Here is a 26,387-nt window from a genome sequence, read left to right as displayed (position 1 = left end):
TCTATATGGTTTAACGCAAAATGCAGTCTGAAGTTGTTGTCCTGTAAGCATTTTACAATTTCTTCAATTCAGAAAACGGCCAGAAAATAAATTCAGCTTTGCCTACAATCTGGTCGGATGTAATACTGCCAAACACTCGGCTATCCTTACTTTTGCCTTCATGACGATTATCCCCCATCACGAAGAAATGATCCGGCTCCAAGGTGATTGGGCCAAAATCTGGGTCCTGCACCTCAATATCGGTGTACGTTTCCGCTTGTTGCTCGCCGTTCACATATAGATGGTGATCCCTAACTTCAATTGTATCTCCCGGAAGTCCAACGATCCGTTTCACCAGAAAACCCTTCTTCTCCACACCTTCGCTTGGATCACGAAGTACGATCACATCTGATCGGGAAGGATTACCCAGATGGTATACGATTTTGTTGACGAAAAGGCGATCTCGCTCAACCAGTGTCGGCTGCATGGACTGTCCCTTGACCATTGACAGATTAAACACAAACAGGTTCAGCAGCATCATAATTACAAAAGCAACAACAATCGTTTTGACCCAGTCCCACAGCTCGACAACCCAGGATTTCCCCGATTGTTCAGGCTTTGACGGTTCATTACGTTGCTCGGAAGTCACATGTTCCATTGAATGATTATTGGAATTCAAAGGGACACCTCATTTATTAAATAGTTGAATTAAACTTGTAATATGGTAACCATACTCCCTTTCAGTCTACTCCATTTGGGAGAGTGAAACAATTGGTTATGAGCACCAATACCTTGGTTATCGTGAATACAGCCGGGATAGTCAGGGTGATTTAAATAGAATTCAGGGACTCCGAAGCATGTTCAGAAAATGAGGAAACTAGAGGAATATGACGTGAAGAACACTCATATAAATAGAAAGGCACATCCCTCACGTTCTTACACGTTAAAGAGATATGCCTAATATGAAATGAAAATCTTTTTTTTATTTCTTTTTAAACATGCAAACTAAGCTTTGGACAAAATACTAAGAGTCTGGAAAGCGCTCATAATCTGATTGGCACCGTAACCCATTGCTTCATATAGAGGCATGGCTACTTTGTTGTGCTCATCACCCGCCACCCATACTTGGCTGACTTTACGCTGCTGGAACCGCTGTTCCATAGCCTCGACAAGTGTTTTGCCGACTCCACGGCGACGATAGTCTGGATGTACCGCAATACGGTAGATACAACCCTGGTTGTGATCAATCGTACCGATCAAAGCGCCTACGAGGTCTCCCTCTTCTTCCGCAACCATGATCAGGTCAGAATCCCATGACAATTGACGGGCAAACGGGCCCATCGTGTTCTCATAACATTCTTCCGATAGTGCAACCTGGAGAAGCTCCGTCATCTGGCTTGCATCACTCAACTGAAAGGAACGAACGTGCATGTCTTAAATCTCCCTTTTCGTTAGCTTAGATGAGGTTTTTTACAAAAAGGGAATCCCTTTTTACCAAAAACCCAATGTTCATATAATGACAAAAAACGAGAAAATACCGCTTCTTCGTCAATTAAACCATACTTTTCTCCATAAAACACGCATTTTCTTTTGAAAGCGCTTAATTGTAACCGTTTACATACGGATATTAAAATTTCCATCCATTTAAACGCCTGAAAACACATAAATAGTTGCATAAAGGGTAAAATATGTTTGTTATCTCTGGCCCATCATTAGATCAACGCCTCGGGGGACTTAATAAACAAAAATGTTGCTTAATTAGCTCGAATGCGGTTTAATATTAGTGGCAAGGGTATTATTACATATGTACCTGTTTTCAAAAAAACCTAAAATCTCAGGAGGTATTTCATTATGACTTTTCAATTACCAGCACTTCCTTACGCTAACGACGCACTGGAACCACATATCGATGCAAAAACGATGGAAATCCACCACGATCGCCATCACAATACTTATGTAACTAACTTGAACGCAGCTCTGGAAAGCGCTCCTGAACTGCAAGAGAAAAGCTTGGAAGATCTGATTGCTAACCTTGACAGCGTACCTGAAGGCATCCGCACAGCGGTTCGCAACAATGGTGGTGGACATGCTAACCACAGCCTGTTCTGGGAAATCATCGGACCTAACGGCGGCGGCGCTCCTACAGGCGATATCGCAGCAGCTATCGATAGCGAACTGGGTGGCTTTGATAAATTCAAAGAAGATTTCGCTAAAGCAGCTACAACTCGTTTCGGTTCCGGCTGGGCTTGGCTCGTAGTTGGTAAAGATGGCAAGTTGTCCATCACTAGCACACCTAACCAAGACAGCCCTCTCTTCGAAGGTCTGACTCCGGTTCTGGGTCTGGATGTATGGGAGCACGCTTACTACCTGAACTACCAAAACAAACGTCCTGACTACATCGCCGCTTTCTGGAATGTAATCAACTGGGATGAAGTGAACAAACGTTACGCTTCTGCAAAATAAGACTGTTAGCATGCAACAGTTAACATAAAAGAGAGCCTGATTCGGTCGTCGTGACCGTGATCAGGCTCTCTTTTTGCTACCACTATAGTTATAGTTAATGGGTGTTTTATTTCTAACGAACCCAGGACACGTTATTGCTCCATATTTCATCGTATCGCTAACCTAACGAATCTCAGAGTAGCTCTTTCCCCAAATATGGGTTTTGATGCGCACTTTTGGGTTGATTTGTCTATGATAACGTCACTCAGGTTCGTTAGAATTCATAATTGTGGTATATCCACATGATAAGACCTCTGGAGTTCGTTAGCTCCCCCATTTAATCATTCACTTGATCATACGCACCAGCAAAATAACTGCTGATCAGCTTCAGGAAGATATTCGGGAATGCCATCTTATCCATATCTTCCGGACCGATCCAGCGGTAGGTCAAGCCATCGCCTTTACCTGTCAGTGTCGTAGTACTCAGTGCTAGGTCACTAACGTCAGATGATGACATCAACATCTCTCCATCGTTAAGTGATGTTGAGATGTTCTGCGCATTAGGCGTGTCTGGCTCCGATGGATGCATTGTGTCTGACTCAGGTGACACAGCTGATGATGAGGCTGTGCCCTCCCTTGCTGCCGCCTGTGCATCGTAGGCGGCTCTGGCTTCCGCTGCGATCAGCGGAAGCTCACTGCTCTGGTCCTGCTCGGTACACTTGTACACCTGCAGGCTCCAGACAATGTGGCTGAACACATGCTCCGCATGGGTAGCCAGCCCTTCCGGGCGGGCAGCGAAGCCTTCCGCCCATAGACTGCCGGCCAGCAATGCCATGGCCGGCTCATCCGCCAGCGGCGCCGCCTTCTTGCTCACTGCGGCGGGCGCCGCGAGCACATGCGGCAGCTCCCACATGCGGGCCAATAGGCCCGTGTCTGGGCGCTGGCGCACAAGCACTTGGCCGCGATGAGCACCGCGGCCCTCCACAATGGCGACCAGCCGCTGCTCAGGGCGCGGCGGCTTCGCCTTGGTCTTGACCGGCAGTGTAAGCTCTCTTCCGGCGATGCGGCCGGAACATTGCTCCATGACCGGGCAAGTCAGGCAGTGCGGCGCTTTGGGTGTACACACCAGCGCGCCAAGCTCCATCAGCGCCTGATTGAAATCACGCGCCCGCCCTTCCGGAATGAGCTCTCCTGCGAGCTCTTCCATCAACACCCGGGTGCTGCCCTTCATAATGTCCTCATCGATGAGGAAGTATCGGGACAGTACCCGCATGACATTGCCATCTACCGCAGGCTGCGGCTGGTTGAAGGCAATACTGAGAATGGCCCCGGCAGTATACGGGCCCACCCCTTTTAATGCAAAGACAGCCGGCTTGTCCTGCGGCATCTCGCCTCCGTGCAGCTCCATGACTTGTCTCGCAGCTGCCTGAAGATTACGTGCACGGGAGTAATAACCGAGTCCCTCCCAATTTTTCAACACATCCTCTTCGGGTGCCTCCGCTAACGCTTGCACGGTCGGGAAATTTCCGATAAAACGATTGAAATACGGAATTACCGTATCTACCCGAGTCTGCTGAAGCATAATCTCCGATACCCATGTAAAATACGGATTGTTGTGGCGACGCCACGGCAAATCCCGTCGGTTGACCATATACCAGTCCAGCAAATTCACGCTGAAATGTTGTTTCTGTTCCTGTAAACCCATATTTCCGTCCTCTCCTATTGCCAAGCTAACTACTTTTCCATCTGTTCCACGATCGCAAAGGCCGCTGCCAATTCCGTCTGATGTGTAATACTCAAATGAATGTCATATTGCTTATCATATGGCAGCTGCAGACGTTCCCAGGCTTGACTGGACAGCGAGGCCACTGGACGTCCTGTCCCATCAGGTAGCACCTCAATGTCAGTGAAGCCCATGACACCACCAATACCGCAGCCAAATGCCTTAGACACCGCTTCTTTCGCTGCAAATCGACCGGATACAAACTCCGTCATCCGCTTCCCTCGACGAACCGCGATCTCCTGCTCTGCTGGCGTTAAAATTCGTTTTATGAAAGCTTCCGCATGGCGACCGGACAATAGCTTCTGCATACGTCCAATCTCCAGCACATCATTACCTATGCCATATATCATCAACGCTTCACCCGCTTAATCTTTTATACTGTAAGAGGTTATTCAAAAAGTCCCATCTTCTCGGTACTGAAAACCGCTCTTTTTGAACCTTCATTGTAAAAGATCTCCATTCAATCACATGATCCGTAACTCTCCGAACACGTATTCTATTGTAGCAGGAGGGGCGATCAGAAGCGAGTACCTATCCGCATTACCATATATGCTAAAATATGAATCAGGAATCGTCTGAAATTCTTAGGAGGTCTGAATAATGCCCATAACTTTTGAATTGCCCACTGACGTAGATGCGATCATTCGCGGAGACTTTTTCCCTGCACAACAACCCGCTCAAGGTGTCATCGTTCTGTCTCACGGATACAAAGGCTTCAAAGACTGGGGCATGTTCCCCTATGCAGCTGCACAGCTAAGCCAGACGCATCATGTGCTTACCTTTAATTTCTCTCACAACGGTATCAGCGAATATCTGGAGCAATTCTCTGAACTTGAAAAGTTCGCAATGAATACCTACAGCCGGGAGCTTGCCGATCTGGCCCTGGTATTGGAACATGTGGCTACACAACCTGAACTCAGTGGACTTCCTGTATACCTGGTTGGTCATAGCCGCGGTGCGGGCGTAAGTCTCGTCTATGCACTGGATCATCCCGAGCAGGTGGCAGGTGTCATCTCCTGGAATGGCGTAACCAATCTGGATCTCTTCACAGCGGAGCAAAAAGAAGAAATGCGTACACATGGCCGCAGCCATGTCGTTAACGGACGAACAGGCCAGCAGATGCCACTGGACGTGGCTATTCTGGAAGACCTGGACAAGCATAGCAAACGTTACGCTATCCTTGACCGCTTGGCTTCTTCAACTTTGCGAGTCGCACTCATTCAGGGAACAGAAGATCCCCAGCGTCTGCGGGACGGTTCTGCTGCACTTGTGCAAGCACGCCCTGATATCCCATGGCACCAGATTCCTGATGGGAACCATACCTTTAATACCGTACACCCATTTAAAGAAACCACTCCGCAACTGGAGCAAGCCATCACCCAAACCCTGCAACAGATCAAAGACTGGAATAGCTAACACATCTTTAATATAGTAGTCACCTGGATTTTTGCGGTTTCTCGTTCCACATAACAAAAAGAGTCACTGCGTGAGCAGTGACTCTTTTGCATTCCCTAAGAGGGACGTTATTTCAATGTTGGTGTTAACAGCTTATAACGATCATGCTCATCCACCCGTATTAGATACCAGGAATGGCATTGCGTTTGTGATGTGTGCGCGTATAGAACGCTTCGAGGCGCTCTTGTGCAGCCGGATCGATCTGTTTGCCTTCGAGATAGTCGCTGTTCGCTTCATACGAGATTCCCAGCTCATCTTCGTCCGTCTGACCTTCCCATAGCCCTGCCGATGGTGCTTTGTCCAAAACAGCCTGTGGCACGTTCAGATATGCTGCCAGCTGGCGTACCTGACGTTTGTTCAGGGTGCTCAGTGGTGTGATATCCACAGCACCATCGCCCCATTTGGTATAGAAGCCCGTGATGGCTTCGGATGCATGATCCGTACCTACCACGAGCAGGTTCTCTTCAAACGAGAGCGCATATTGCATAACCATACGAGTTCTCGCTTTGACATTACCTTTGCCTTGGTGAGTCATATGACGTGGGCTACCCAAGGATTTGAAACCTTGCTCAACTTCCAGCGCAATCTCGTTAACTGCATCTTCGATATTGGTTTCCACGACATGCTTCAGATCGTATGCTTTGGCTACAGCGTAGCTGTGATCGATATCGGATTGTTCACCATAAGGTTGGAACACACCAAGCGTTTTGTACTCTTGGTTGTTCTCTTGCGTAAGCTCGTCCGTCGCTTTTTTGCAAAGCGCCGTAGCCACTGCACTGTCAATACCGCCGCTGATCGCAATCAGCAAACCCTTGGCACCCGCATTTTTCACATACGTCTTCAGAAAATCAACACGCTTGCGTACTTCCTCTTCTTCATTAATGCTTGGTTTAACCTTCAATTCAGCGATGATCTGTTGTTGCAAACTCATCGTTCACACACCCCGTTTCTAAATGAATGAAATTTGATGTTCAGCTTGAAAGGTCCGAATGGTTCAATAACCTTATCTATCCAAAATGAAACGCCCCGGCATCGGTGATCCGAAGGGCGGGGCGTTCTATTGGAGCGAATTAACGGCAGTAACGGTCAAATGCACTTTTGAGATCAGCCGCAATATCCTCTGCAGAACGGTCTTCCACTTGATGACGCTCGATAAAGTGAACGAGTTCTCCGTCTTTCATCAGAGCGATGGACGGTGAAGATGGAGGATACGGTGCAAAGAATTCACGTGCTTTTGCAGTTGCTTCTTTGTCCTGACCAGCAAATACAGTGTACAGGTGATCAGGTGTAATATCGTGCTGCAGTGCTTGGGACACACCTGGGCGACATTGACCTGCGGCACATCCGCAGACAGAGTTAATGACAACCAGCGCTGTTCCTTTTGCATCCGGAAGACTTGCTTCCACTTCTTCAGGAGTACGCAACTCCTGGATTCCTAGACGAGTTAAATCATCCCGCATCGGTTGAACCATATCTTTCATGTATTGATCAAATGACATCGACATTCGGTTTCACTCCTTATAAATGGTTGTTCTATGATCTCGATAAAATTAAAGGCCAATAAACTCTCCAAAACAACGTTACATTCATATCGAACATTATGGATGTAATGATGTGCTATTCCTATTATACATCCATAAGCAATGAAAGCAAGATTCAGAAACCGCCTGCGGAAAGGCTTCTTCCATAATATTATGTCTCAATGTCTGGCAAAATATGCTGAATGACTAACGTTCAAATGCTACTTTGAAGGTCGTGCCCTGGCCTTCCTCCGATTCCACAGTAATGGTTCCATTATGTCGTTCCACAATACTCAGGCACATGGACAATCCAAGTCCGGTTCCCTTGGCTTTTGTTGTATAGAAAGGTTCAAACAGCTTTTCCTTCTTCACTCTGGGTAGACCAGGTCCTGTGTCACGTACACACAGTTCCACCTTATCATCCACTATCCGTGTCTCCAGCGTAAGCACACCCTTCTCATTCATGGCTTCCATCCCGTTACGGGCCAGGTTCAACACCACCTGTTTGATTTCCTTAGAATTGAGATGCAGCTTCGGCACATTATGGGCCAACATGAGTTCAATACTCTGACCACGCAGGTTCGCATCCGCCCATAACAACGGACTCAGTTCATGTATGATATCGTGCAGCTGGGATTCTTCTTTCTCGGCAATACGATTCTGAGCCAAAGACAAGAAATCATTAATGATACTGTTGGCCCGGTCCAGCTCTTCCAGAACGATCCGGTAATAGTGATCGAGGGAATCAGGACTCTTTTCCTGCATGAGTTGAAGAAAACCCCGCACAACCGCCATTGGATTACGCACCTCATGCGTAATGCTTGCAGCCATCTGCCCCACCAGACTAAGACGATCCACATTATCCAGTTCACTTCGCAACATCTCAAGCTCCGTGATATCCTGGATAATCAGCATGGCTCCTGTAACTTCTCTCGCAGACTCTGTTGAAAAGGCATAAATCGGTACGGTTCGGGATTGAAATACGTATGCACCGTAACGAACGGTCAACCCACTAATCTCACCATGAACGACGGCTCTGCGAATGCTTTTATCCATCTTGTCCGCCTGACCTTGTTCAACAAATTGACTGGCAGGCTGTCCAATGAGATCAGGCGTGGAGGTACAAGGTAGCTGCTCCCTTGCCGTTTGCTCCATCATCTCATTGACAAACATCACTGTGCCTTGTTTATCTACGGTGGCAATGGAGAGAGGCACTGCGTTCAGAATCTGATGAAGTTTCTCCGTTTCGGCTATATATCGGTGGTGGACTTCCGAGAGATGCTGTTCCAGCCCGCGATAGTGCTTCATCCGTTCCAGCCATAGCAGACTCAGACTACCCGCAACAATGGCTCCAGCGGTATATCCAAGTGCTGTAAGTATCATGTAGGTCGCAGAGTAAGTGGATTCATTCTGGAGGGATGCGATCCATAACAGACTCGTTACAACCAGTTCCATTGTAATCAGGATGATGAGGATCGCCATTTTGCGTGAAGGTGTATTATGCTTGAATCGTTTGGCAGACAACCATACAATAGGATAGAGAAGAATGCCCGTATGAAGGAGAAATCCGTACAGATCATAGGGATGCGCAAAAAGAAAATAGAAGAGAATATGTAGAATGGACAGCGTTACGCCTATAGCGGACTTACAATACAAAATAACAAGTATCACAGGTACGATGCTTAATGATATGGGTACGGCCACCGGGCTTGCATAGAGCGCAAACAGCAGACACAATAACATGCTCAGGGCACTTGTCACAGCAAAACTGGTATGAACGATTCCGGCATGTTCCATTCTGGCAATAACCCGCTTGGAGAGTGCCAGACGGAATAAGGGAATCAGAAATACCGCCGACCCTGCCAGCAGTACTTGTAAAAGCATGTCCTTTAACGCAACCACAATGCCATCTCCTCCTCTGCCTGCACATTCCCTCATGTATTTCTGATTAAAACATAGGCGACAGTATATTACAATATATCCCTTAAGACTGCACAATAGAACTGCTCATAACTCCATTATATTTCAGAAAAAGCCAGGAGTAGACACATTTTACGTAAAACAGACAAAATCAATGAAAAAAGAGGGTAATAACATATGTATGATGTCATTGTAATTGGCGGTGGATCTGCGGGCCTGATGGCTTGCGTTGCTGCTGCTGAGCATGGAGCCTCCGTGCTTCTGCTGGATAAAGGAGATCAACTGGGTCGTAAACTCGGCATCTCTGGCGGAGGTCGATGCAATGTAACCAACGCCAAGGAAACGGATGAACTCATCCGACATATTCCGGGTAATGGACGCTTTTTATATAGTTCGTTTCAAAATTTGGACAACCAGGGAATCATGCGTTTCTTCGAGAATCTCGGAATTGCCCTGAAAGAAGAAGACAACGGCAGAATGTTCCCTGTAACCGATAAAGCGAAAACAGTTGTGGATGCGCTGGTTGGCAAAATTGTCTCCCTCGGCGTTGAGATTCGCACCAAAGAACCGGTCAAGGAAATTATTCAGAATGGTCAGCAGATACAAGGTGTTAAATTGATATCCGGTAAAACCATTCTTGGGCGCTCTGTCATCATCGCTACCGGCGGCAAGTCCGTACCCCAAACGGGATCTACCGGAGATGGTTATCCTTGGGCTGAGGCTGCGGGTCACACGATAACGGAGTTATATCCGACCGAAGTGCCCATTGTGTCTGGAGAGAGTTGGATTCAGTCCAAAGAACTGCAAGGTTTGTCTTTAAGGGATATCGCTCTATCCGTAGTAGATGCCAAAGGAAAAACAGTCATCTCTCATCGCGGGGATATGATCTTCACGCATTTTGGCGTGTCAGGACCGGTTGCACTGCGCTGCAGCCAATTTATCCGCAAGGTTCAGATGAAGTCTGGAAACCCACAGGTCATTATGAGCATTGATCTGTTCCCGGAGCTGTCCTTAGGTGCATTGGAAGCACAGGTGCAACAAGTATTGGAACAAGAGTCCCGCAAAGCTGTCAAAAATATTTTAAAAACATGGGTTCCTGAACGTATGATTCCCTTAATGATGAAACGGGCAGAGATCAGCGATGACCTCACGTTCCACCATTTCCCCAAAGGTATGTTAAGCAACTTATGTGGGCTAATGAAAGCTTTTACCTTCCGTGCAGACGGAACGAGATCACTTAAAGAAGCCTTTGTTACTGGGGGAGGAATCCACTTAAAGGAGATATACCCAAAAACAATGGAATCCAAGCTGCTGCCTGGACTATTCTTTTGCGGTGAAGTTTTGGATATTCACGGCTACACCGGAGGGTATAATATCACCGCTGCATTCTCCACAGGATACACGGCTGGCATGCATGCAGCAGAATATAAACACGTTACATCATAATAGGTATTACACACTTTAAGCGCATGATGAATTAGCTCAGATGCCAAAGACCCCGATATCCACATCTGTGGACGATCGGGGTTTTTGGGTATTGTTCCATTTTAGAAAAATTGGCTCGAACTGCTCTTAGCTTGTGATGCTTCTATGCTTTCACACTGCCTGAGAATCCATCAGCCGAATCATCGTATGCCGGATCATCGCTATAGTTATGTCTGCCTTGCTCCGTCTGGCTTCCCTGGTTTTGGCTCGCATAACCCTCATGCCAGTCTTCATTCACGAGATGAGCCGGAATCGATATATTCTGAAACTGATCCAGCTCTTCCGTTTGCGAGGCAAATACGGCACTTCCTCCATGAGATTGTGCAATCTCTACGGCAGACTGAGGATCTTGGCGATCTGTGGGGATGTACAGTTCCAGCGGGCCGGACTGATACGGCTTATATCCCAATTCCTCCAAGGTTGCCCTTGCGGCATTCAACGCTGAACCGTCTGAAAAATGCACCTGTAGTTCGCTATTATCCATCATCGTCTCTTCCTCCTTGCTACAGCTAATCTCTCATCATCCATAGACGAGATTCTTCTTCTATAGCATGGGCAGATATAGCGCACGATATGCTCCGAATTAGAAAGGAATTCCTTTAGGCCCGGGTCAGCCGGACCCAGCTGGCAATAGATAAGACACAGAGTCCGAAGGCCACCGCACCTGCAGCTGTCAGAATACCGACGATCCAGCCGAGCCAGGCCAACCCCAGCGTGAATCCCATAAGAATACCAATCGGGATGAACAACATCCGAACCATCATTGAACCTGCAAGATGCAGCGCCTCCGTGTCATACGTTATAAGCTGAACATAATCGGACGTGGCAAAAACATCCCAGGAACGATAAAACATCACCGTCAACATGATGATTAATAACGCACACACAATGACATTGACCGGAAAAGGTGGTAAGGCAACTGCTGCGATGGATAGTCCGCCAAGCTGCAGATACAATTTCATCGTGGCCGAGTTCCGGAAAAATGCCTTGAATGCAATCTCCGCTGTCCGATTCGCGATGGAACGATTACGTAACAGTTTACGCGGTTTACGGAAGATGATGGACCGTGTTCGTGGGGCTTTCGGCTTGCTCACCGCCCGGCTTAACATTAGAGCTGTAAGCTGCAACCTGCTCCGCAGATCCTCCCGCACATCCCCTTCAAACGTTCCCTTCATCAATAGCCTCATCTGTCCAACTGTAATTAGAAGAAGCATGATAATTACGATTCCAAAACTGATTTTCCACGTCTGTCCATGCATCCATGATGTCGCATTAATGGTCATGTAACCTATGCCTATGACGAGAGGGATCATCTGAATCCAGCGCCGCCATCCTGTATGTCGAACCTTTGTCATATGTAGTGTTATGGCTTGGAATGAAGCTACTGCACCAAACCAGACAGCCATAAGTGCAATCTGGAGATTCGACATCTCATATACACGGGACAACAGGGGAGCGGTCAGCGCTGCAATCAGGATCATTTTGCCCAGATGTTGCAGACAGGACCGGTAGAGCCCTTGCCTCATTAACGTGCGCATCCACAATGGCCTTGATTTCAAAAACAATACATCCGCTTCCTCCACAAATATCAACACACCCCCGGTGAGCATAACGACGTCAATCAACCCGGTCAGTACGGGGAGCGGTAATCCTGTCGCCCATGCAGGCAGTGGTTTGGTCCACAGACTCGTGTACCACCCAATCAGATAGAGCAGACCCGGAACAAGCAGGTATACCCACACTGTCCAATCCACGACGAGTCTGAGATTTTTCATCTGTTCCTTGAAATGCTCTTTACGTCTTCGTCTGTATAAACGAAGTGGGGTATAACGCTGGGAAGTTTCCATTCTCTCTCACCCTCTCTCTATCTAAGACGTCAGTACAACGAAACAGTCAAACAAAGAGGCTTCCGACAATCCTGCCGCTTCACGGATCTCATCCAATGTTCCCTCGGCAGCAGATCTGCCCGAAGCAATCAGAATAAACCGGTCGCAGATTCGTTCAGCGGTATCCAGTACATGCGTAGACATAAGCACACCCGCGCCGCGGCGACGTTCATCATCAAGTAATTTTAGAAAATCCTTGGTTGCACGAGGGTCCAGTCCGATGAAAGGCTCGTCCACAATATAGATATCCGGTGAAGACAGAAATCCGATCATCAGCATCATTTTCTGCCGCATGCCCTTTGAAAAACTGGCTGGAAGATCATTTCGAACATGGTCCATACCGAAACGAACCAACAGCTCCTCCGCTCGGGCAACAAAAGCTTCTTCCTCCATTTCATACGCCGCTGCGGCCAGATCAAGATGTTCCCATAGCGTCATATATTCATAAAAAACCGGTTGCTCCGGGATATAGGCATAACGACCATCTCCCCCAATCGTCACTTCATAGTTCGCATGCTCCAGCAGACCAAGAAGCGTTTTGATTGTGGTACTTTTGCCCGCACCATTTGGTCCGATAATACCTACCAGCTCTCCTCGCGCCACATTCATCCGAATATTGCGTATAGTCGATTGTCCCGGCTCGTATCCTGCCTCTGTAATATGTACGTCCAATATGGACTCCTGTATAGTTGTACTGTTATATTCCGTTCCCATATCATTCACTCCCTGTTCTAATCGGGTGTTTATTTCATTCTTTATGTTTTATTGTAATCGAGTTGCGGGCTGTGTGTTTGATCATTTTGAGCATTTCTATATAGATGGGTAGGCTTCGTTACCAAAAGCTGATGATTGTGCTCTTACAACAGCAGATTCAAGCAGACCAGAATCTTTAACTCCAATCTGCTCTCCAGGACTGTAACGCTTAATCATAGCGTCGTTGATCGCAATAACCTCTTGAATACTCAATACCGGGTCATACTCACCTATCCTTGAGACCTTTCAAGGTTTGATCATAATCACCCATCACATCAGCCAATGTATCCATAAAATCACTACTGATTCCGTTAGGCAAATTAACTTTTGCAGACTTTTTAATAATAATCTCCCCATTTTTATAATAAAAAGAAGCAGGGGTTCCGGAGCCCCTGCTTCTTCATATTACAGTGAAAATCTCATATTACCGATTTGTCTCCACCACAGATGTAGTTTCACTCTCTGCATCCGCATCCGCATCCACGTTCAGATCCAGATCCAGTGCTCCGCGGCTTTCATTCGCATAGCTGCTGTTGTCGTGACGCTCGCTGTCTTTCACGTTGCTGTTGCGTTCAGATTGAGTCCATGTTGCACTCTCTCCCTCCGCTTTCGCGTTCAGACCCAGATCCAGTGTGCCACGGCTTTTTTCGCTCGCATAGCTACTGTTCACATTACGCTCACGGTCATTCACGCTGTTGCTGCGTTCGGATTGAGCCATCATTGCACTCTCTCCTTCTGCTTTCGCGTTCAGACCCAGATCTAGTACACCGCGGCTTTCGCTCGCATAGCTGCTGTTCGTGTTACGCTCTCTGTCTTTCACGCTGTTGTTCCGTTCAGTTTGAGCTACTGTAGCACTCTCTCCTTCAGCTTTCGCGTTCAGACCCAGATCCAGTGCTCCGCGGCTTTCGCTCGCGTAACTGCTGTTCACGTTACGCTCACGGTCATTCACGCTGTTGCTGCGTTCGGATTGAGCCATCGTTGCACTCTCTCCTTCTGCTTTTGCGTTCAGACCCAGATCCAATGCGCCGCGGCTTTCGCTCGCATAGCTACTGTTCGTGTTACGATCGCCGTCTTTCACGCTGTTAGTGCGTTCAGATTGAGCCATTGTTGCACTCTCTCCTTCTGCATTCACGTTCAGACCTAGATCCAGTGCGCTACGGCTTTCGCTCGCATAGCTACTGTTCGTGTTACGATCGCCGTCTTTCACGCTGTTAGTGCGTTCAGATTGAGCCATCGTTGCACTCTCTCCTTCTGCTTTTGCGTTAAGACCTAGATCCAGTGCTCCACGGCTTTCGCTCGCAGTGCTACTGTTTACGTTACGCTCACGGTCATTCACGCTATTGTTGCGTTCGGATTGAGTCCATGTCGCACTCTCACCTTCCGCTTTCGCGTTCAGACCCAGATCCAGTGCTCCACGGCTTTCGCTCGCATAGCTGCTGTTCACATTACGCTCGCCGTCTTTCACGCTGTTATTGCGTTCAGATTGAGTCCATGTTGCACTCTCACCTTCGGCATTCACGTTCAGACCGAGATCCAGCGCTCCACGACTTTCACTCGCATAGCTGCTGTTTACGTTCCGATCATCGCCGCCTCGTGAATAGTCGCTCATCGTTGTACCTTCTCCCGACACATTGGCATTCAGGCCAAGGCCCAGCGTGCCAGAACTGTTACGCTCAGCAGTGTGATTGGAAGAACGATCATTGTATCGGTTCATACTCTCGGAAGATAAGCCGGCGTTAAGGCCAAGATCCAGATTCAATGCTCCAGTTGTACTGGATGAACCTCCGTAGCTACCATTGTTCCCGTGACCTGTGTCACGGTGTCCTGACAGAAGAGATCCCAACTCCAGACGCAAACCTGCATTCAGATCCAGATTACCACTGCTGTTATTGCTATAGCTATCTGCGTAAGTTGCCTGCGAAGCTCCCAGCAATCCAGCCACCAACGTACCCGACAATACCGACAATTTTACCCAACGACTCACTTTTTTCATGATTATATACACTCCTTCTCAATTTTGGTTGAATTAACGCCATTGTTGCCTATGAGAAAGAGGTATATTGCGGCGGCCGCCCCGGCGGTGCCTGTGACCATTGACTGAACCCATCGAGCCGTTCCATTCGGAAAGCAAAATCGTAATCTGGCGTAACCAGACCCGTTGCTGCTCCCGGAAGTGCAGCGGCTGGAGCGGTTGCTCCACCTCCAGTTACACCGGACGAACCGGAGCTTGTCCCTGCGGAAGCATTAGCTGCTCCGGGAGAAGTTGCTGCAACAGACCAACTGGTTGGTCGTTCTGTACGAGGCTGCAATGGAGCTGTTGCATCGACATCAACTTGTTTCAGATCGGCTTCCTGGTTACTCTGCACTTGTTCAGTGACAGCTGCTTTAGCAGCTGTCTGATCTACGAGGAATAACTCGTTATCGGGCAAACCTGCATTAACATCCGAATCCTGCGTCAGATCGGTTACTTCCACAGGCAATGCCTGTGGGACAACAGGTTGTTCTGGACGTACTTCTGGTTCCGGTGTGACCTCCATCACTTTGCCCGTAACCTGTACTGAGTCTTGTCCTTGCTCGTTGTTCTGAGATGCGACAGGATTTGCGAGCGCACTCGTATTGGAAGTTTCAACATTCGGTGTTTTGACGAGCGTCGGCTTTTCCGGAGTGACTACAGGCGATTCCGGCTTCACACTTGGAATCTCCACCTTTTCCTGATCAGGATTGAGTTCAGCGGATACGTCTACAACTGGAACTTCTGCTTTCACAGAAGGCAACTGTACATTTCCCTTACTCAGAACCACACGGGATGAAGAGATATTGACCGAAGTAACTTCAGGCACATCCACCTTCACGGAAGGCAATTCAACCTTACCCTGCCGAAGATCTGTTTTCACAGCAGACGTCTCTGCCTTGATCACATCGGGTACCTCTGCGGTAACGCCAGGCAAGGAAGCTGTACCTTCGTTGAGGTTCACCTGACTGCTTGATACATCGGCTTTGATCACCGGTGTATCCGCCTGTACAGACGGCAGTTCGACGGTTCCCTTCTTCGCATCAATCCCAATCTCTGATGTTCCGGCCGATCCAAGCGGTGTATCTACTTTTAGCTCAGATACACTCAGCTTACCTGTCGATTCATTCGCTTTGATCGAAGGAACTTCAACATCCAGCAGTGGTGTGGATACCGATACTGACGGAGTCAGGTTCAACATCTCATCCGAATCACGTGAAAACAAATTTAGCGACAATCCGCTGGAAGGTTTTTCAGAAGATACCTGAGCCTCGTCTGCGTATACATGTGACGATCCAAACCCCAGCATCAAAGTCCCGGCGAGTATAGCCAGTGGTATGCTTCCAAGACGCACAATCGATTTTGGTAACTTTACATTCAAGTTGCTTCACCCCCTTTCCGCTAATGCGTTGGTGGGACAAGGCATATGAGTTTTCCCCTAGGAATAATTAGAATACAGGGATTTCTGCCTGTTCCTCATTAAACGTGAAGGCGTTTACTCAAACGCTTTATAATCATAAACTTAAAATTTGAAGTAAATTCAAACCTTCATTTCAACTGTTCTAACCTGAGCAGATCCGGCCTGTTTTCAGTCGCCTGCAATCATCGTCTTGGCTTCAATGGAGCCAGTCAAATCGGCTTTTTCCCCGCTACGTTTCATCAAATAAATCAAACCAAGCAGGGTCATCAAAATGCCTGAACAGACAAAAGCCGGCACTACACCAAATGAGGTGACCATAAATCCGCCTACCACCGGGCCCATAATATTACTGGCTGTCATCACGCTGCCTACCGTTCCAAACACCCTGCCTGTCATCGCCTCAGGTGTCTGTTCCTGCAACAGGATCTGAAAGGGGACAATTGCAAACCCAATTCCAACACCTGCCAGGGCAAAGAGGGATACTAACAACAGATTGGCACCTAATCCGGCGTGCGGCCAAATCCCAACAATAACTCCGGCTCCGCCGATAACCAGACCCATGAGTATGGTGCCCAGACCCATTTTCAAAACATGCCCTGCATGCTTCCACTTCCGTACACTCATCGCTGCAATTAATGTACCTGCGCCACTTGCTGCCACGCACCATCCCAGCAGATCAGTTGAAATTCCGGGAAGTTGTCTGAATAATACCACAGTCTGTGAATCGGCAAATTGCAGAAAAAGTATGGCTGAAGCAAGCAAAATCAGAGACGTTCCTACATGAGGGAGAGATGCAAGCATGCGGATACCCTCCAGTGTTTCTTTCCAAAAAGAGCCTTTTGAGCGGTTGCGAACATCTCCAGCTGGCTCTTCCTCTACTTCTGTTACGTTATGAATTGCGGTTTGGATCACCCGAGTTCCAGGAATCCACAATAAAATGATGCCGGAGATCAGAAAAGAAGCTGAATCGAGAACAAAACACCAGGTAATACCAAAAGCGGCTACCAGCAGTCCACCAAGCGCTGGACCAATAATTTTGGACATCTGTTCGATCACCGAGCTGATGGATACAGCTTGGGCAAGCTGTTCGCGAGGTACAATTTCCTTCAGCTTTCCGTTTTTGGCCGGAGAGAAGATTACATCAAACAGGGATTTGAGGACAAGCAGTATGTAGACGTGCCAGATCTGGTCAGCAAAAATTAACGCACCCACGATGATGATCCGTGCACCATCGGCTAAAATCATCAGCCATTTTCGGTTCAGGCGATCTGCAAGCGTGCCTGCGAATGGCCCTGTCAACAGAATGGGTAGTGCTGCGGAAAGTGTGACAAATGTAATCTCCCATGGCGTTGCATTCCAGCGGATACCCACGAGGGTCAGAATTGCGAGCAGATGCAGCCAATCACCCAGATTGGAAATGGCCTGTGCCACCATCAATGTTACAAAAGATCGGTTATTCTTCAGCGGTCGTTGTCCTTCAAACGTTAAATCACTTGTCATCCTTCTTCTCCTCCATTATATTCCAATTCATAGTATGAACTCATTATATAGAGCAGCCCTTGACTCGACCTCCTGCCAGAGGCGGAGAAAAAGCGACATCTGAAGGATAATTTTTCAGCATGACGAATGATCAAATTTTAAATGCTAAAAATGCAAATCTTGTGACATATCGCATGTTTTTCGTAGAAATAGAAGTTTACAATTAAACCATGGCGACAACCTGAATCGTCAAACATAACTAACCAACTCATATAAGTTGAAATACTCTTTTACATGAACAGCATAACGGAGAGGACAGAAATAACCTGAAAAAGCGAAGCGTTCACCTAAAAGCTTTCTGAAAGAAAGCTCCATCGGAAGCATACGCTATCACCGGATTTTACCTTTGAAGAATATTTCAAAAATCTGGGGATAACAGTGATTGGAAGGTTGTTCTGTCCTCGTAGTGGTAGGTTGTAACTTTATCATTTCAACTTATAAACTAATCTGAAAAGGCGGGATCAGCATGCTGGAATTACAAGAAATCGGAACCGAACGTTCACTTCATCTGTACCGCACCTTGGCCCAGACATTCAAGAGCGTGAATGAACACGCTGTATCCGGAAGCAAAGTGCATGGCTTCAACCCCACCGCATACGGGGTGCTCGAAGTGTTATATATGAAAGGAGCTCAGCCGATTCAACAGGTTGGCGCGCAACTTCTGCTGCAAAGTGGTAATGTGACCTATGTGATCGATAAGCTGGAGCAAAAAGGATTGTTACACCGTAAACATTGTCCGCAAGATAGACGTATCATCTTTGTGGAACTGACCGAAGAAGGACAGCGCACCATGGATGACATCTATCCAGGCTATGCGTTGAAGATTGATCGGGCGGTAAGTGGACTGAGCGAGGAAGACAAGGAATTGCTGTCTGAACTCTTGGGAAGGCTTGCACATTCTGCAGACCGTTTATCAGCGAGCAGCTAGAGCGTATCTTCAAACCTGTCGAAAGCCGGAGCGGAACAGAATGTACTGGAGCAGCTATGGAGCGGGAGCGCTAACGCTAACGAACCTGTGACGTCTTATTCAGGGGTCTGAAGCGCTCGCAGCATTTTAAGGAATCTGACACACGCTATCTTTGAATAAACAGCCGTTTACAACGTGTTTTTCAGGTTATTTCGGGAAATAAGTTGTCTCATGTTCCTTACAATTGAGAAAGAGGAGCAGAAGGTCAAATAAGACGTCCTCCGTTCCTTAGAAATTCGTCTGGACGATTCACCAGGATCAGCCAGCCTGTACTTCAAAATGCTTTAGACCCGGGACATCCCCCAACATATCACTTGCCTGAGTTTGAAGATGTAATCTAGTCCACTGCACGTGTGCCAGCAACAAAAATAACCGGATTTGCCTGACATCGGCGAATCCGGTTTTTCGTATACATATCTTCTTCTTACTTTGAGCCTTGGGGCTGCGTTGGAGCATCTGCATCTTCGGGTACGATCAAACGTTTGCGTAGAGCAAGCGTCGTTACCCACGAGATCAGTGCAATGACAAACATGATCACAAACAGGGAATGCAAGCTTCCTTCCAAAACGTTACGCAGCAACGCCCATTTGTCATCCGATAGGGCAGCATCCGTATGTGGAGCGAGAAGCTCGTTCAGATCATTTTCCGAAATTCCGGCTTCTGCCAGATTCTGCTCACTGGATAACGTGGAGATCCGATAATTCAACCAAGTGCCAAAAGCCGCTGCACCAATCGTCTGTCCCAACGTACGCATGAACGTGTGCAATGCCGTAGAGGAGCCACGCTCCTTATATCCTACAGAAGACTGCGCAATAATGGTGAAGATCGTAAAAGCAAAACCGAAACCAAGACCATAAATAAAGGTCAATACAAATAGCACAGCCTGCGGGGATGTCCCGCCAACCAGAAAGAGTCCACCCGATCCAATCGCAATACCGGTTAACCCAATCAATGCGGTCATACGTGATCCAATTTTCATTAACAGACGGCCTGCCATCACACTACCAATGAGCCAACCCACCGACATCGGTGCGAGCAGCAGCCCGGATTCCGTCGCATTACCTCCCCGAACCCCCTGCACCCAGAGCGGCAAATAACTGGTCAGGCCGATCATCAAAGTACTGGTCAGCAGTCCAGCGATATTCGCCACACGGATGTCCCGAATTCGGAACAGATGTAGTGGAACCATTGGAGCCTGAGCTCTTTTTTCCACCACGAAAAATAAAATGATAAACAGAGCGGCGACCACACTCAGCACAACAATCAACGGAGAACTCCAGGCATAATACTGCCCACCCGCCGACAGGACAAATAACAATGCGGTAATGCCCACCGTGAAGGTCAGTGCACCGACATAATCAATCTTGGCCGTACGTGGAGAGATATCTTCCTTCAGATAACGAAATACAAACCACATCGCGAGCAGACCAAACGGCACATTAAAACCAAAGATCCACTGCCAGCCGAGATTATCTACAAAATAACCACCAAGCAGCGGTCCCGCCAGAGAGGAAATGCCCCACACGGAGCTAATCCATCCCTGGATTTTGCCACGTTCTTCAATCGCGTAGATGTCCCCAATAATCGTAAATGTAACAGGAACTACCGCACCCGCACCAATCCCTTGAATAGCACGGAAAATAATCAATTGCTCCATGTTCTGCGACAGACAGCACAAGAGTGAACCCAGTAAAAATAACGCACAGCCAATCAGAAATACAGGCTTTCGTCCATACAAGTCACTGATTTTACCGAAAATGGGCGTACTCACAGCCATCGTCAACAGGTATGCGGTGAAAATCCAGCTCAGCAGCTGTACACTCCCCAGTTCACTGACAATGGTCGGCCCTGCCGGACCAATTACGGTGCCTTCAATCGCTGACAGAAATGTCGCAAGCAACAGCCCCGTCAAGATGAAACTGCGCTTCAAACCTCCAGTTGCATTCACACAAACCCTTCTCTCTTCATTCTCTATATAATTGGTACGTTAATTTACACCTCTACTACGAACCAGCACAAGCTTCCGATGTAGCTTTCTTTCAGAAAGCTTTAAAGGCGAACGCTTCGCTTCTCCAGCTTTGTTCTGTTTCTTCGTTTACGTGTATTTAAAAAAAATCATATATTGTCTCTTTTATTTACCTTTCTTACGAAGGAACTCATCATACAGCATTGAATACATCACCATATCCTTATATCCGGTGGACGTATGTTGCACCTGTCGCAGCAATCCTTCACGTGTGAAGCCGCGGTTTGTCAGGAACTCGCCGGAAGCCAGATTACGCGGATCAACCAGCGCTTCAATTCGATTAAGACCCATGGTCTCATATCCAAAGGGCAGCAATGCGGAGAAAGCCTCCGTCATATAACCATGTCGCCAATAATCACGTCCCAGCTCATAACCAATCTCACCCCGGAATGCGCCTTCAAGCTGCCATGTGTTAAAGCCACAGCTGCCGATGAGCTTGCCTGTTTCTTTAAGTTCGATCCCCCAGCGGATCGCATCCTCTTCTCCTGCCATTTGGTTGAGCAGTCCAATCATGTCCGCCGCTTCGCTTGTCCCAATCATGGGTGCAAGATTCATGTAACGGGTCACCTCGCGATCTGACCAGCATGCGAACATCTGGGCCGCATCCCGGCGACGCATTTTACGCAGACGAAGCCGCGCAGTCTCCATTTCGGGAATTCTTCCTTTGCATTTATACATATAAAGACACTCCGATCCGATCTATCTCCGCAGACCATAATATTCACTAGTCATCTAATCATAACCTGCGCCGAATGGCAACTGTTCAGTCATGGACACACGTCAAAAAACCGGGCCAATTTCGCTCCCGGTCTTGTTGTACGTATGGAACTATTCAAGTTTGAGTGAATTACGGAATCATGGCTTGTCCTAATGAATTTTAAGCTTTGGACGTTTTCTTGCCCTTCCCCAGTAATTCATCGCTAACCCGGCCAAACACAGCCGTGATTTCCTTGAATTCTTCGATGCCAGTCCCGGTCAGGCTCCATTGGTCCCCGTGGGCGGTCAGGAAGTTCTCCTGTGTCAGGTGTTCAAGCTCCTGCTTGATCTCCCGCTCCCCAACGCGATATCCCCGTTCTTCCAATAGGGGCAGTGCCTCGCTAACGTTCAAATCCTGATTTTGCGCGAAATGTAGTAGATGAATCCGTACAAAAAGATTCTGTACCTCTGCATGCATAAGCCAAGCTCCTTCCCGGGTTATAGCCCTCCGTGGTTGCTAAGTAATTACCCCACGTAAGAAGCTGAGAAACAGGAGGATTCTTCAGGTATTCCCTTCCCTTTCCGAAATCCTCCGCTTGACTAACCGCATCCTCTGCACTATCTTGAAAATAAGTACCATTTTGCTCGGGAGGGTGATTTACCATGTTTCAAGCTGTTTCCTATGAAGGAACACGAAGTGAGCAGCACACCGCCGTCCTGGGACAGTTAAGTGCTCTGATCCGCGATGAACCTAGTGCGATTGCCAATCTGGCGAACGCTGCTGCGCTGCTCAATGTATTTATGACCGACACCAATTGGGTCGGCTTCTATCTGTATGATGGAAAAGAACTGGTCCTCGGGCCATTCCAAGGACTGCCTGCCTGTATCCGAATTCCATTGGGACGTGGTGTATGCGGCACATCTGCTGCGGAAAAACGTACCCTGGTCGTTGATGATGTTCATGCCTTCCCAGGTCACATTGCCTGTGATGCAGCATCGAACAGTGAGATTGTCGTACCGATTATCAAAAACGGCGAACTGTACGGGGTGCTGGATATCGATAGCCCGATCAAAAACCGTTTTGACGACGAAGACCGCGTCTTCCTGGAGAAAGCCGTAAGCCTGCTCACAGAGCAGTTGGAGGCAACCATACCCCTTTAGGAAATGATGAATAAGGTGATCGGAGTCTCATCACACACGATGATGAAGAACCCGTAATAACAAAGAGCGCAGTCCTCTGAGAGGACTGCGCTCTTTGTTATCCATTATGATTCACACCCATGTTCTTGCTCGCCCATGTTACTTTATGCATCTAGGATAAATCATGTTCCGCTTTGATCATCATCCCATCCCGCAGGAATTCAGCCAGCCTCGGGTGGTAACCATCATACATCTGACGGAAATTTTTATGCTCTACATACAGATTGGCCAAATCCCGATAGATCTCAGCGGTGGGTGTATAATAACCTTTGATCCATTCAAGATGCCTGCCAATAATCTGTTGTACTTTCGCACTACCCGGCTCCAAACCATCCTCAATGGCCTGTTGCAAGTCCAGATGAACTTGATCAATTTTCGCCTGGGAATCCAGATAATCTTCTTTTGACTTCAACTCCTGATTTTCAGGTAATGTGGATGAATTGGAAGATTGGATGTCGGACCTCTGAGCACCGTCTGTCTGCACATGGTTCATATCATTAGTGACTACAGCTTCAGAACCCGATTCATTCAGCAACTGGTGACGCCCCTTATTTACAAATCCGATATAAAGATCATGTTCATCAATTTCCTGTTCACCTTGCAAATGAGAGATCGTTTTGTCCAGTGTCTGAATCAATCCATGCAGACGCAATGCCTTCTCCAGAATATCAATGCGATGCTGCTTCATGATGCGTATGACATCCTGAGGATTATCCCGGAGCATTGGGGCAATCTCATTCTCCTTCATACCTACTTCCTTACAGAAAAGGATTTGCTGGAGTCTCAACAATTCCTGCTTTTCATAATAGATGTCCTCATCTACATCCCCAAATGCCGGATTCAGAAGACCTGTCTCCGCATACTGGCTCAGCTCGTTCAGACTTACGCCTGACATTCCCGATACGTCAACCATGGAATATGCCATTTGAATACACCTCCTGCCTGTCCTGCAACTCCAGAGTTCAGGCTTAATTCATACTGCATTGTATTTGAATAATGAGAGAATATAAGACTTTCGGCAATGCTGTACCGCTTCATTCCGCTCGTGCTCTGGATGGGTACATCATGCTTCGGTGATATGAGCGGCGTTTGGTCAGTTATGTTGCGGTATGTTAACTATGTTATACCCGTCTCATCAGATGTGAACCCGCAGTCGGCGAAGAATCCGCATGTATTTTTGAAATCTTTTTCCATGATCTTCATATAAAAAAACCTGTGCCATTATTCTGGCACAGGCGTGTGTGGTTATGTTTTCATTGGCATAGGTTATATCGAGTAAAATAATGGAAGATAATCACCCTTTGTTAAACATAACAAATTTCAATTCCGTCATTTCCTCTACAGCATATTTTACACCTTCACGTCCGATACCACTCTGTTTCACCCCACCATAGGGCATGTGATCCACTCGGAACGTCGGAATATCATTAATCATAACTCCGCCTGCTTCAATCTGATCGACAGCTTGGAGGGCGGTATGGATATCGTTTGTAAATACGCCTGCCTGAAGCCCGTATATCGAATCGTTAACATGTTCAATACCCTCTTTAACGGAATCTACCGTATTGATAACAACGATGGGTGCAAACACCTCCTGACAGGATACCTTGGCATCACGCGGAACGTTAATCAATACCGTTGGACGAAGAATGCCTCCTTCAGCTTGACCGCCTGCTGCCACCTCAGCCCCTGCCTGTTTGGCTTCTTCAATCCAGTCGAGTGTACGCTGTACATCCTTGGAGGTAATCAGCGCAGAGACCACCGTATCCGGGCTCAGCGGGTCTCCGACCACCACTTGTTTAGCTGCTTCAGCGAAACGCCGGATGAATTCTTCCGAGATGTCACGATGTACGTAGATTCGCTGTAGCGAGATACATACCTGTCCCTGATACGTGAAAGCTCCCGTCACACATCGAGGAACCACTTTATTCAGGTCTGCGTCCTTATCCACAATGACCGCTGCATTCGACCCAAGCTCCAGTGTCACGCGTTTGAGTCCTGCTTTGCTACGAATGCTCGTGCCTACCGCTGGACTGCCTGTAAACGTAATGTGAGCAACACGGGGGTGCTCCACAAGCACATCACCAATGGTTTTGCCATCACCGCTCACCACGTTCAGTGCACCATCCGGCAATCCGGCTTCCTGAAGCAGATTAGCGATGTAATAGGAAGACAGAGGCGTCTGTTCCGCAGGTTTGAGTACGATCGTATTGCCCGCTGCCAGCGCTGGGCCTACTTTGTGGGCTACCAGATTCATTGGAAAATTAAACGGCGTAATCGCACCGATGACACCTAGAGGTTGCCGCATCGTATAACCGATACGTCCTTCTCCACCTTTGGCTGCATCCATCGGAACCGTCTCTCCGGTCAGCCGCTTGGCTTCCTCAGCGGCAAAACGATATGTTTCCACCGTCCGGTCAACCTCGGCCAGTGCTGCGGTAATCGGCTTCGCCGCTTCAAGCGCTATGATTCGCGCTGCTTCTTCCTTGCGTTCTTCGAGCATGGAGGACAACTTGTACAGAATATCTGCACGCTGATGTGCAGGCATCTGGCGCATTGCCTTCCCAGCCTGAACGGCAGCTGCAACAGCAGCCTCCGCTTCCTCGGCTGAAGCCGAAGAGACTTCTGCCAGCGTTTCCCCGGAGTATGGTGCTTGAAGTGTTTTATAATCTACGGATTCGGTGGGTTTGCCACCGATAAACAGATGTTGTTTTTTCATATGCTGCATCCTCCATCCTTTTAGAACCTATTGGACTTAATCTATTTATACACTATTTCCGTGCCATCAACCCACTACGGTATTCGGCAATCATAGCTTGTAACGTACCTGATGAGCCTTTGTTGCGATCTTGAGCTATTGCATTATAAAGGAATTCACATCCTATTTAACCGTCAGGACGGGGCATTCTGCATGTTTTAACACGCCATGACTGACACTGCCCACGATCATCTCTGCAATCATACCTTTCCCAGCCGCGCCCATCACGATCATTCCACAATCTCGTTCACGCGCCACACGGCAGATCTCATTAACGGGATCACCTGCAATCAACAGCGTTTCATATGCAACGTCACGCCCTGACAACTGATTAGTCACAGGTTCTATAATATGTTGCCCTTCTTCGGCAATCCGAGCTTCCAGATCAACACCCAATGCAGGTTCATTGATCGAAATGGCAGGATTCACGTGCACGATCAACAGACTTGCGGGATGTTTCATATCTTCAGCCAGGATCAGAGCTTGTTCCAAAGCCTTATGAGCATGATCCGAACCATCAACAGCAACCAATATACGTTTCAACATT

General features: G+C 47.8%; 25 protein-coding genes. 5 read left to right on the top strand and 20 right to left on the bottom strand.

Translation table 11 applies throughout. The annotated features are described in order from the left end of the window. Positions 1 to 52: 52 nt before the first annotated feature. Both lepB and NST38_RS03445 read right to left on the bottom strand, forming a co-directional pair. Complete coding sequence (gene lepB / locus NST38_RS03450; RefSeq protein ID WP_076254806.1) at positions 53 to 637, bottom strand: signal peptidase I; 585 nt, start codon at positions 635 to 637, stop codon at positions 53 to 55. Between the two features lie 347 nt (positions 638 to 984). Continuing rightward, entirely contained in the window at positions 985 to 1,410 is a 426-nt protein-coding gene (locus NST38_RS03445; protein ID WP_017690782.1) for a GNAT family N-acetyltransferase, read from the bottom strand. 420 nt (positions 1,411 to 1,830) lie between these two features. Between NST38_RS03445 and NST38_RS03440 the strand changes: the two genes are divergently transcribed. After that, a complete protein-coding gene (locus NST38_RS03440) occupies positions 1,831 to 2,442 on the top strand; it encodes a superoxide dismutase (RefSeq protein ID WP_036614138.1) in 612 nt (203 codons plus the stop codon). 316 nt (positions 2,443 to 2,758) lie between these two features. Here the strand turns inward: NST38_RS03440 and mutY are convergent, their stop codons facing one another. Continuing rightward, complete coding sequence (gene mutY / locus NST38_RS03435; protein ID WP_076254744.1) at positions 2,759 to 4,126, bottom strand: A/G-specific adenine glycosylase; 1,368 nt, start codon at positions 4,124 to 4,126, stop codon at positions 2,759 to 2,761. A 29-nt stretch (positions 4,127 to 4,155) separates the two neighbouring features. Further along, positions 4,156 to 4,554, bottom strand: coding sequence for a holo-ACP synthase (gene acpS / locus NST38_RS03430; protein ID WP_036668233.1), 399 nt, complete (start codon positions 4,552 to 4,554; stop codon positions 4,156 to 4,158). A 250-nt stretch (positions 4,555 to 4,804) separates the two neighbouring features. Between acpS and NST38_RS03425 the strand changes: the two genes are divergently transcribed. Then, positions 4,805 to 5,620 (top strand): alpha/beta hydrolase family protein, encoded by an 816-nt coding sequence (locus NST38_RS03425; protein WP_076254746.1) that lies wholly within the window; start codon positions 4,805 to 4,807, stop codon positions 5,618 to 5,620. A 160-nt stretch (positions 5,621 to 5,780) separates the two neighbouring features. Here the strand turns inward: NST38_RS03425 and nadE are convergent, their stop codons facing one another. From nadE to NST38_RS03410, 3 genes are all read right to left on the bottom strand, one after another. Continuing rightward, entirely contained in the window at positions 5,781 to 6,590 is an 810-nt protein-coding gene (gene nadE / locus NST38_RS03420) for an ammonia-dependent NAD(+) synthetase (protein WP_017690787.1), read from the bottom strand. A gap of 139 nt (positions 6,591 to 6,729) precedes the next feature. Next, on the bottom strand, positions 6,730 to 7,164 hold the full coding sequence (locus tag NST38_RS03415; protein WP_017690788.1) for a BrxA/BrxB family bacilliredoxin: 435 nt from the start codon (positions 7,162 to 7,164) through the stop codon (positions 6,730 to 6,732). Between the two features lie 222 nt (positions 7,165 to 7,386). Then, complete coding sequence (locus NST38_RS03410) at positions 7,387 to 9,063, bottom strand: two-component system sensor histidine kinase NtrB (protein ID WP_179087978.1); 1,677 nt, start codon at positions 9,061 to 9,063, stop codon at positions 7,387 to 7,389. A gap of 213 nt (positions 9,064 to 9,276) precedes the next feature. Here NST38_RS03410 and NST38_RS03405 point away from each other — a divergent pair, with 213 nt between their 5' ends. Further along, positions 9,277 to 10,545 carry an NAD(P)/FAD-dependent oxidoreductase gene (locus NST38_RS03405; RefSeq protein WP_036668236.1) on the top strand — a complete coding sequence of 423 codons (1,269 nt, stop codon included), beginning with the start codon at positions 9,277 to 9,279 and terminating at the stop codon, positions 10,543 to 10,545. Positions 10,546 to 10,687: 142 nt separating this feature from the next. On the opposite strand, the gene NST38_RS03400 is transcribed toward NST38_RS03405, so the two are convergent. The 7 genes from NST38_RS03400 to NST38_RS03370 form a co-directional block, all read right to left on the bottom strand. Beyond that, positions 10,688 to 11,071 (bottom strand): hypothetical protein, encoded by a 384-nt coding sequence (locus NST38_RS03400; RefSeq protein WP_076254748.1) that lies wholly within the window; start codon positions 11,069 to 11,071, stop codon positions 10,688 to 10,690. A 112-nt stretch (positions 11,072 to 11,183) separates the two neighbouring features. Then, positions 11,184 to 12,431, bottom strand: coding sequence for an ABC transporter permease (locus NST38_RS03395; protein ID WP_076254750.1), 1,248 nt, complete (start codon positions 12,429 to 12,431; stop codon positions 11,184 to 11,186). A gap of 21 nt (positions 12,432 to 12,452) precedes the next feature. Beyond that, positions 12,453 to 13,184 carry an ABC transporter ATP-binding protein gene (locus NST38_RS03390; RefSeq protein ID WP_341343778.1) on the bottom strand — a complete coding sequence of 244 codons (732 nt, stop codon included), beginning with the start codon at positions 13,182 to 13,184 and terminating at the stop codon, positions 12,453 to 12,455. Positions 13,185 to 13,280: 96 nt separating this feature from the next. Then, complete coding sequence (locus NST38_RS03385; RefSeq protein ID WP_036668267.1) at positions 13,281 to 13,436, bottom strand: hypothetical protein; 156 nt, start codon at positions 13,434 to 13,436, stop codon at positions 13,281 to 13,283. Positions 13,437 to 13,647: 211 nt separating this feature from the next. After that, positions 13,648 to 15,216, bottom strand: a complete 1,569-nt coding sequence (locus NST38_RS03380; RefSeq protein ID WP_101315047.1) for a hypothetical protein — start codon at positions 15,214 to 15,216, stop codon at positions 13,648 to 13,650. A gap of 49 nt (positions 15,217 to 15,265) precedes the next feature. After that, complete coding sequence (locus NST38_RS03375) at positions 15,266 to 16,615, bottom strand: hypothetical protein (RefSeq protein WP_076254757.1); 1,350 nt, start codon at positions 16,613 to 16,615, stop codon at positions 15,266 to 15,268. A 207-nt stretch (positions 16,616 to 16,822) separates the two neighbouring features. Beyond that, positions 16,823 to 18,154 (bottom strand): MFS transporter, encoded by a 1,332-nt coding sequence (locus NST38_RS03370; RefSeq protein ID WP_076254759.1) that lies wholly within the window; start codon positions 18,152 to 18,154, stop codon positions 16,823 to 16,825. A gap of 505 nt (positions 18,155 to 18,659) precedes the next feature. Here NST38_RS03370 and NST38_RS03365 point away from each other — a divergent pair. Beyond that, positions 18,660 to 19,121 carry a MarR family winged helix-turn-helix transcriptional regulator gene (locus tag NST38_RS03365; protein WP_017690799.1) on the top strand — a complete coding sequence of 154 codons (462 nt, stop codon included), beginning with the start codon at positions 18,660 to 18,662 and terminating at the stop codon, positions 19,119 to 19,121. A gap of 463 nt (positions 19,122 to 19,584) precedes the next feature. On the opposite strand, the gene NST38_RS03360 is transcribed toward NST38_RS03365, so the two are convergent. From NST38_RS03360 to NST38_RS03350, 3 genes are all read right to left on the bottom strand, one after another. Beyond that, complete coding sequence (locus NST38_RS03360; RefSeq protein WP_083685188.1) at positions 19,585 to 21,090, bottom strand: MDR family MFS transporter; 1,506 nt, start codon at positions 21,088 to 21,090, stop codon at positions 19,585 to 19,587. Between the two features lie 201 nt (positions 21,091 to 21,291). Beyond that, positions 21,292 to 21,864: a GNAT family N-acetyltransferase gene (locus tag NST38_RS03355; protein WP_076254763.1), complete on the bottom strand. Its 573-nt coding sequence runs from the start codon at positions 21,862 to 21,864 to the stop codon at positions 21,292 to 21,294. Positions 21,865 to 22,063: 199 nt separating this feature from the next. Then, positions 22,064 to 22,360 carry a hypothetical protein gene (locus NST38_RS03350; protein ID WP_076254765.1) on the bottom strand — a complete coding sequence of 99 codons (297 nt, stop codon included), beginning with the start codon at positions 22,358 to 22,360 and terminating at the stop codon, positions 22,064 to 22,066. A gap of 185 nt (positions 22,361 to 22,545) precedes the next feature. Here NST38_RS03350 and NST38_RS03345 point away from each other — a divergent pair, with 185 nt between their 5' ends. Then, a complete protein-coding gene (locus NST38_RS03345; RefSeq protein WP_036614172.1) occupies positions 22,546 to 23,043 on the top strand; it encodes a GAF domain-containing protein in 498 nt (165 codons plus the stop codon). A 151-nt stretch (positions 23,044 to 23,194) separates the two neighbouring features. On the opposite strand, the gene NST38_RS03340 is transcribed toward NST38_RS03345, so the two are convergent. From NST38_RS03340 to NST38_RS03330, 3 genes are all read right to left on the bottom strand, one after another. Next, complete coding sequence (locus tag NST38_RS03340) at positions 23,195 to 24,007, bottom strand: MerR family transcriptional regulator (protein WP_076254768.1); 813 nt, start codon at positions 24,005 to 24,007, stop codon at positions 23,195 to 23,197. 369 nt (positions 24,008 to 24,376) lie between these two features. Next, positions 24,377 to 25,801, bottom strand: a complete 1,425-nt coding sequence (locus tag NST38_RS03335) for an aldehyde dehydrogenase family protein (protein ID WP_341343777.1) — start codon at positions 25,799 to 25,801, stop codon at positions 24,377 to 24,379. Between the two features lie 162 nt (positions 25,802 to 25,963). Then, positions 25,964 to 26,386, bottom strand: a complete 423-nt coding sequence (locus tag NST38_RS03330) for a universal stress protein (protein WP_083685182.1) — start codon at positions 26,384 to 26,386, stop codon at positions 25,964 to 25,966. Position 26,387: the final 1 nt, after the last annotated feature.

Origin of the sequence: Paenibacillus sp. FSL H8-0104 (genome assembly GCF_038050215.1) — a bacterium.
Lineage (GTDB): Bacteria > Bacillota > Bacilli > Paenibacillales > Paenibacillaceae > Paenibacillus > Paenibacillus amylolyticus.
The sequence above is the reverse complement of the archived record's forward strand: the minus strand, read 5'-3'. Positions and strand labels throughout refer to the sequence as shown.

Bases quoted from the DNA above. Each gene is read 5' to 3' on its own strand.
- lepB (WP_076254806.1), bottom strand. From the start codon at position 637: ATGGAACATGTGACTTCCGAGCAACGTAATGAACCGTCAAAGCCTGAA.
- NST38_RS03445 (WP_017690782.1), bottom strand. From the start codon at position 1,410: ATGCACGTTCGTTCCTTTCAGTTGAGTGATGCAAGCCAGATGACGGAG.
- NST38_RS03440 (WP_036614138.1), top strand. From the start codon at position 1,831: ATGACTTTTCAATTACCAGCACTTCCTTACGCTAACGACGCACTGGAA.
- mutY (WP_076254744.1), bottom strand. From the start codon at position 4,126: ATGGGTTTACAGGAACAGAAACAACATTTCAGCGTGAATTTGCTGGAC.
- acpS (WP_036668233.1), bottom strand. From the start codon at position 4,554: ATGATATATGGCATAGGTAATGATGTGCTGGAGATTGGACGTATGCAG.
- NST38_RS03425 (WP_076254746.1), top strand. From the start codon at position 4,805: ATGCCCATAACTTTTGAATTGCCCACTGACGTAGATGCGATCATTCGC.
- nadE (WP_017690787.1), bottom strand. From the start codon at position 6,590: ATGAGTTTGCAACAACAGATCATCGCTGAATTGAAGGTTAAACCAAGC.
- NST38_RS03415 (WP_017690788.1), bottom strand. From the start codon at position 7,164: ATGTCGATGTCATTTGATCAATACATGAAAGATATGGTTCAACCGATG.
- NST38_RS03410 (WP_179087978.1), bottom strand. From the start codon at position 9,063: ATGCTTTTACAAGTACTGCTGGCAGGGTCGGCGGTATTTCTGATTCCC.
- NST38_RS03405 (WP_036668236.1), top strand. From the start codon at position 9,277: ATGTATGATGTCATTGTAATTGGCGGTGGATCTGCGGGCCTGATGGCT.
- NST38_RS03400 (WP_076254748.1), bottom strand. From the start codon at position 11,071: ATGATGGATAATAGCGAACTACAGGTGCATTTTTCAGACGGTTCAGCG.
- NST38_RS03395 (WP_076254750.1), bottom strand. From the start codon at position 12,431: ATGGAAACTTCCCAGCGTTATACCCCACTTCGTTTATACAGACGAAGA.
- NST38_RS03390 (WP_341343778.1), bottom strand. From the start codon at position 13,184: ATGGGAACGGAATATAACAGTACAACTATACAGGAGTCCATATTGGAC.
- NST38_RS03380 (WP_101315047.1), bottom strand. From the start codon at position 15,216: ATGAAAAAAGTGAGTCGTTGGGTAAAATTGTCGGTATTGTCGGGTACG.
- NST38_RS03370 (WP_076254759.1), bottom strand. From the start codon at position 18,154: ATGACAAGTGATTTAACGTTTGAAGGACAACGACCGCTGAAGAATAAC.
- NST38_RS03365 (WP_017690799.1), top strand. From the start codon at position 18,660: ATGCTGGAATTACAAGAAATCGGAACCGAACGTTCACTTCATCTGTAC.
- NST38_RS03355 (WP_076254763.1), bottom strand. From the start codon at position 21,864: ATGTATAAATGCAAAGGAAGAATTCCCGAAATGGAGACTGCGCGGCTT.
- NST38_RS03350 (WP_076254765.1), bottom strand. From the start codon at position 22,360: ATGCATGCAGAGGTACAGAATCTTTTTGTACGGATTCATCTACTACAT.
- NST38_RS03345 (WP_036614172.1), top strand. From the start codon at position 22,546: ATGTTTCAAGCTGTTTCCTATGAAGGAACACGAAGTGAGCAGCACACC.
- NST38_RS03340 (WP_076254768.1), bottom strand. From the start codon at position 24,007: ATGGCATATTCCATGGTTGACGTATCGGGAATGTCAGGCGTAAGTCTG.
- NST38_RS03335 (WP_341343777.1), bottom strand. From the start codon at position 25,801: ATGAAAAAACAACATCTGTTTATCGGTGGCAAACCCACCGAATCCGTA.
- NST38_RS03330 (WP_083685182.1), bottom strand. From the start codon at position 26,386: ATGTTGAAACGTATATTGGTTGCTGTTGATGGTTCGGATCATGCTCAT.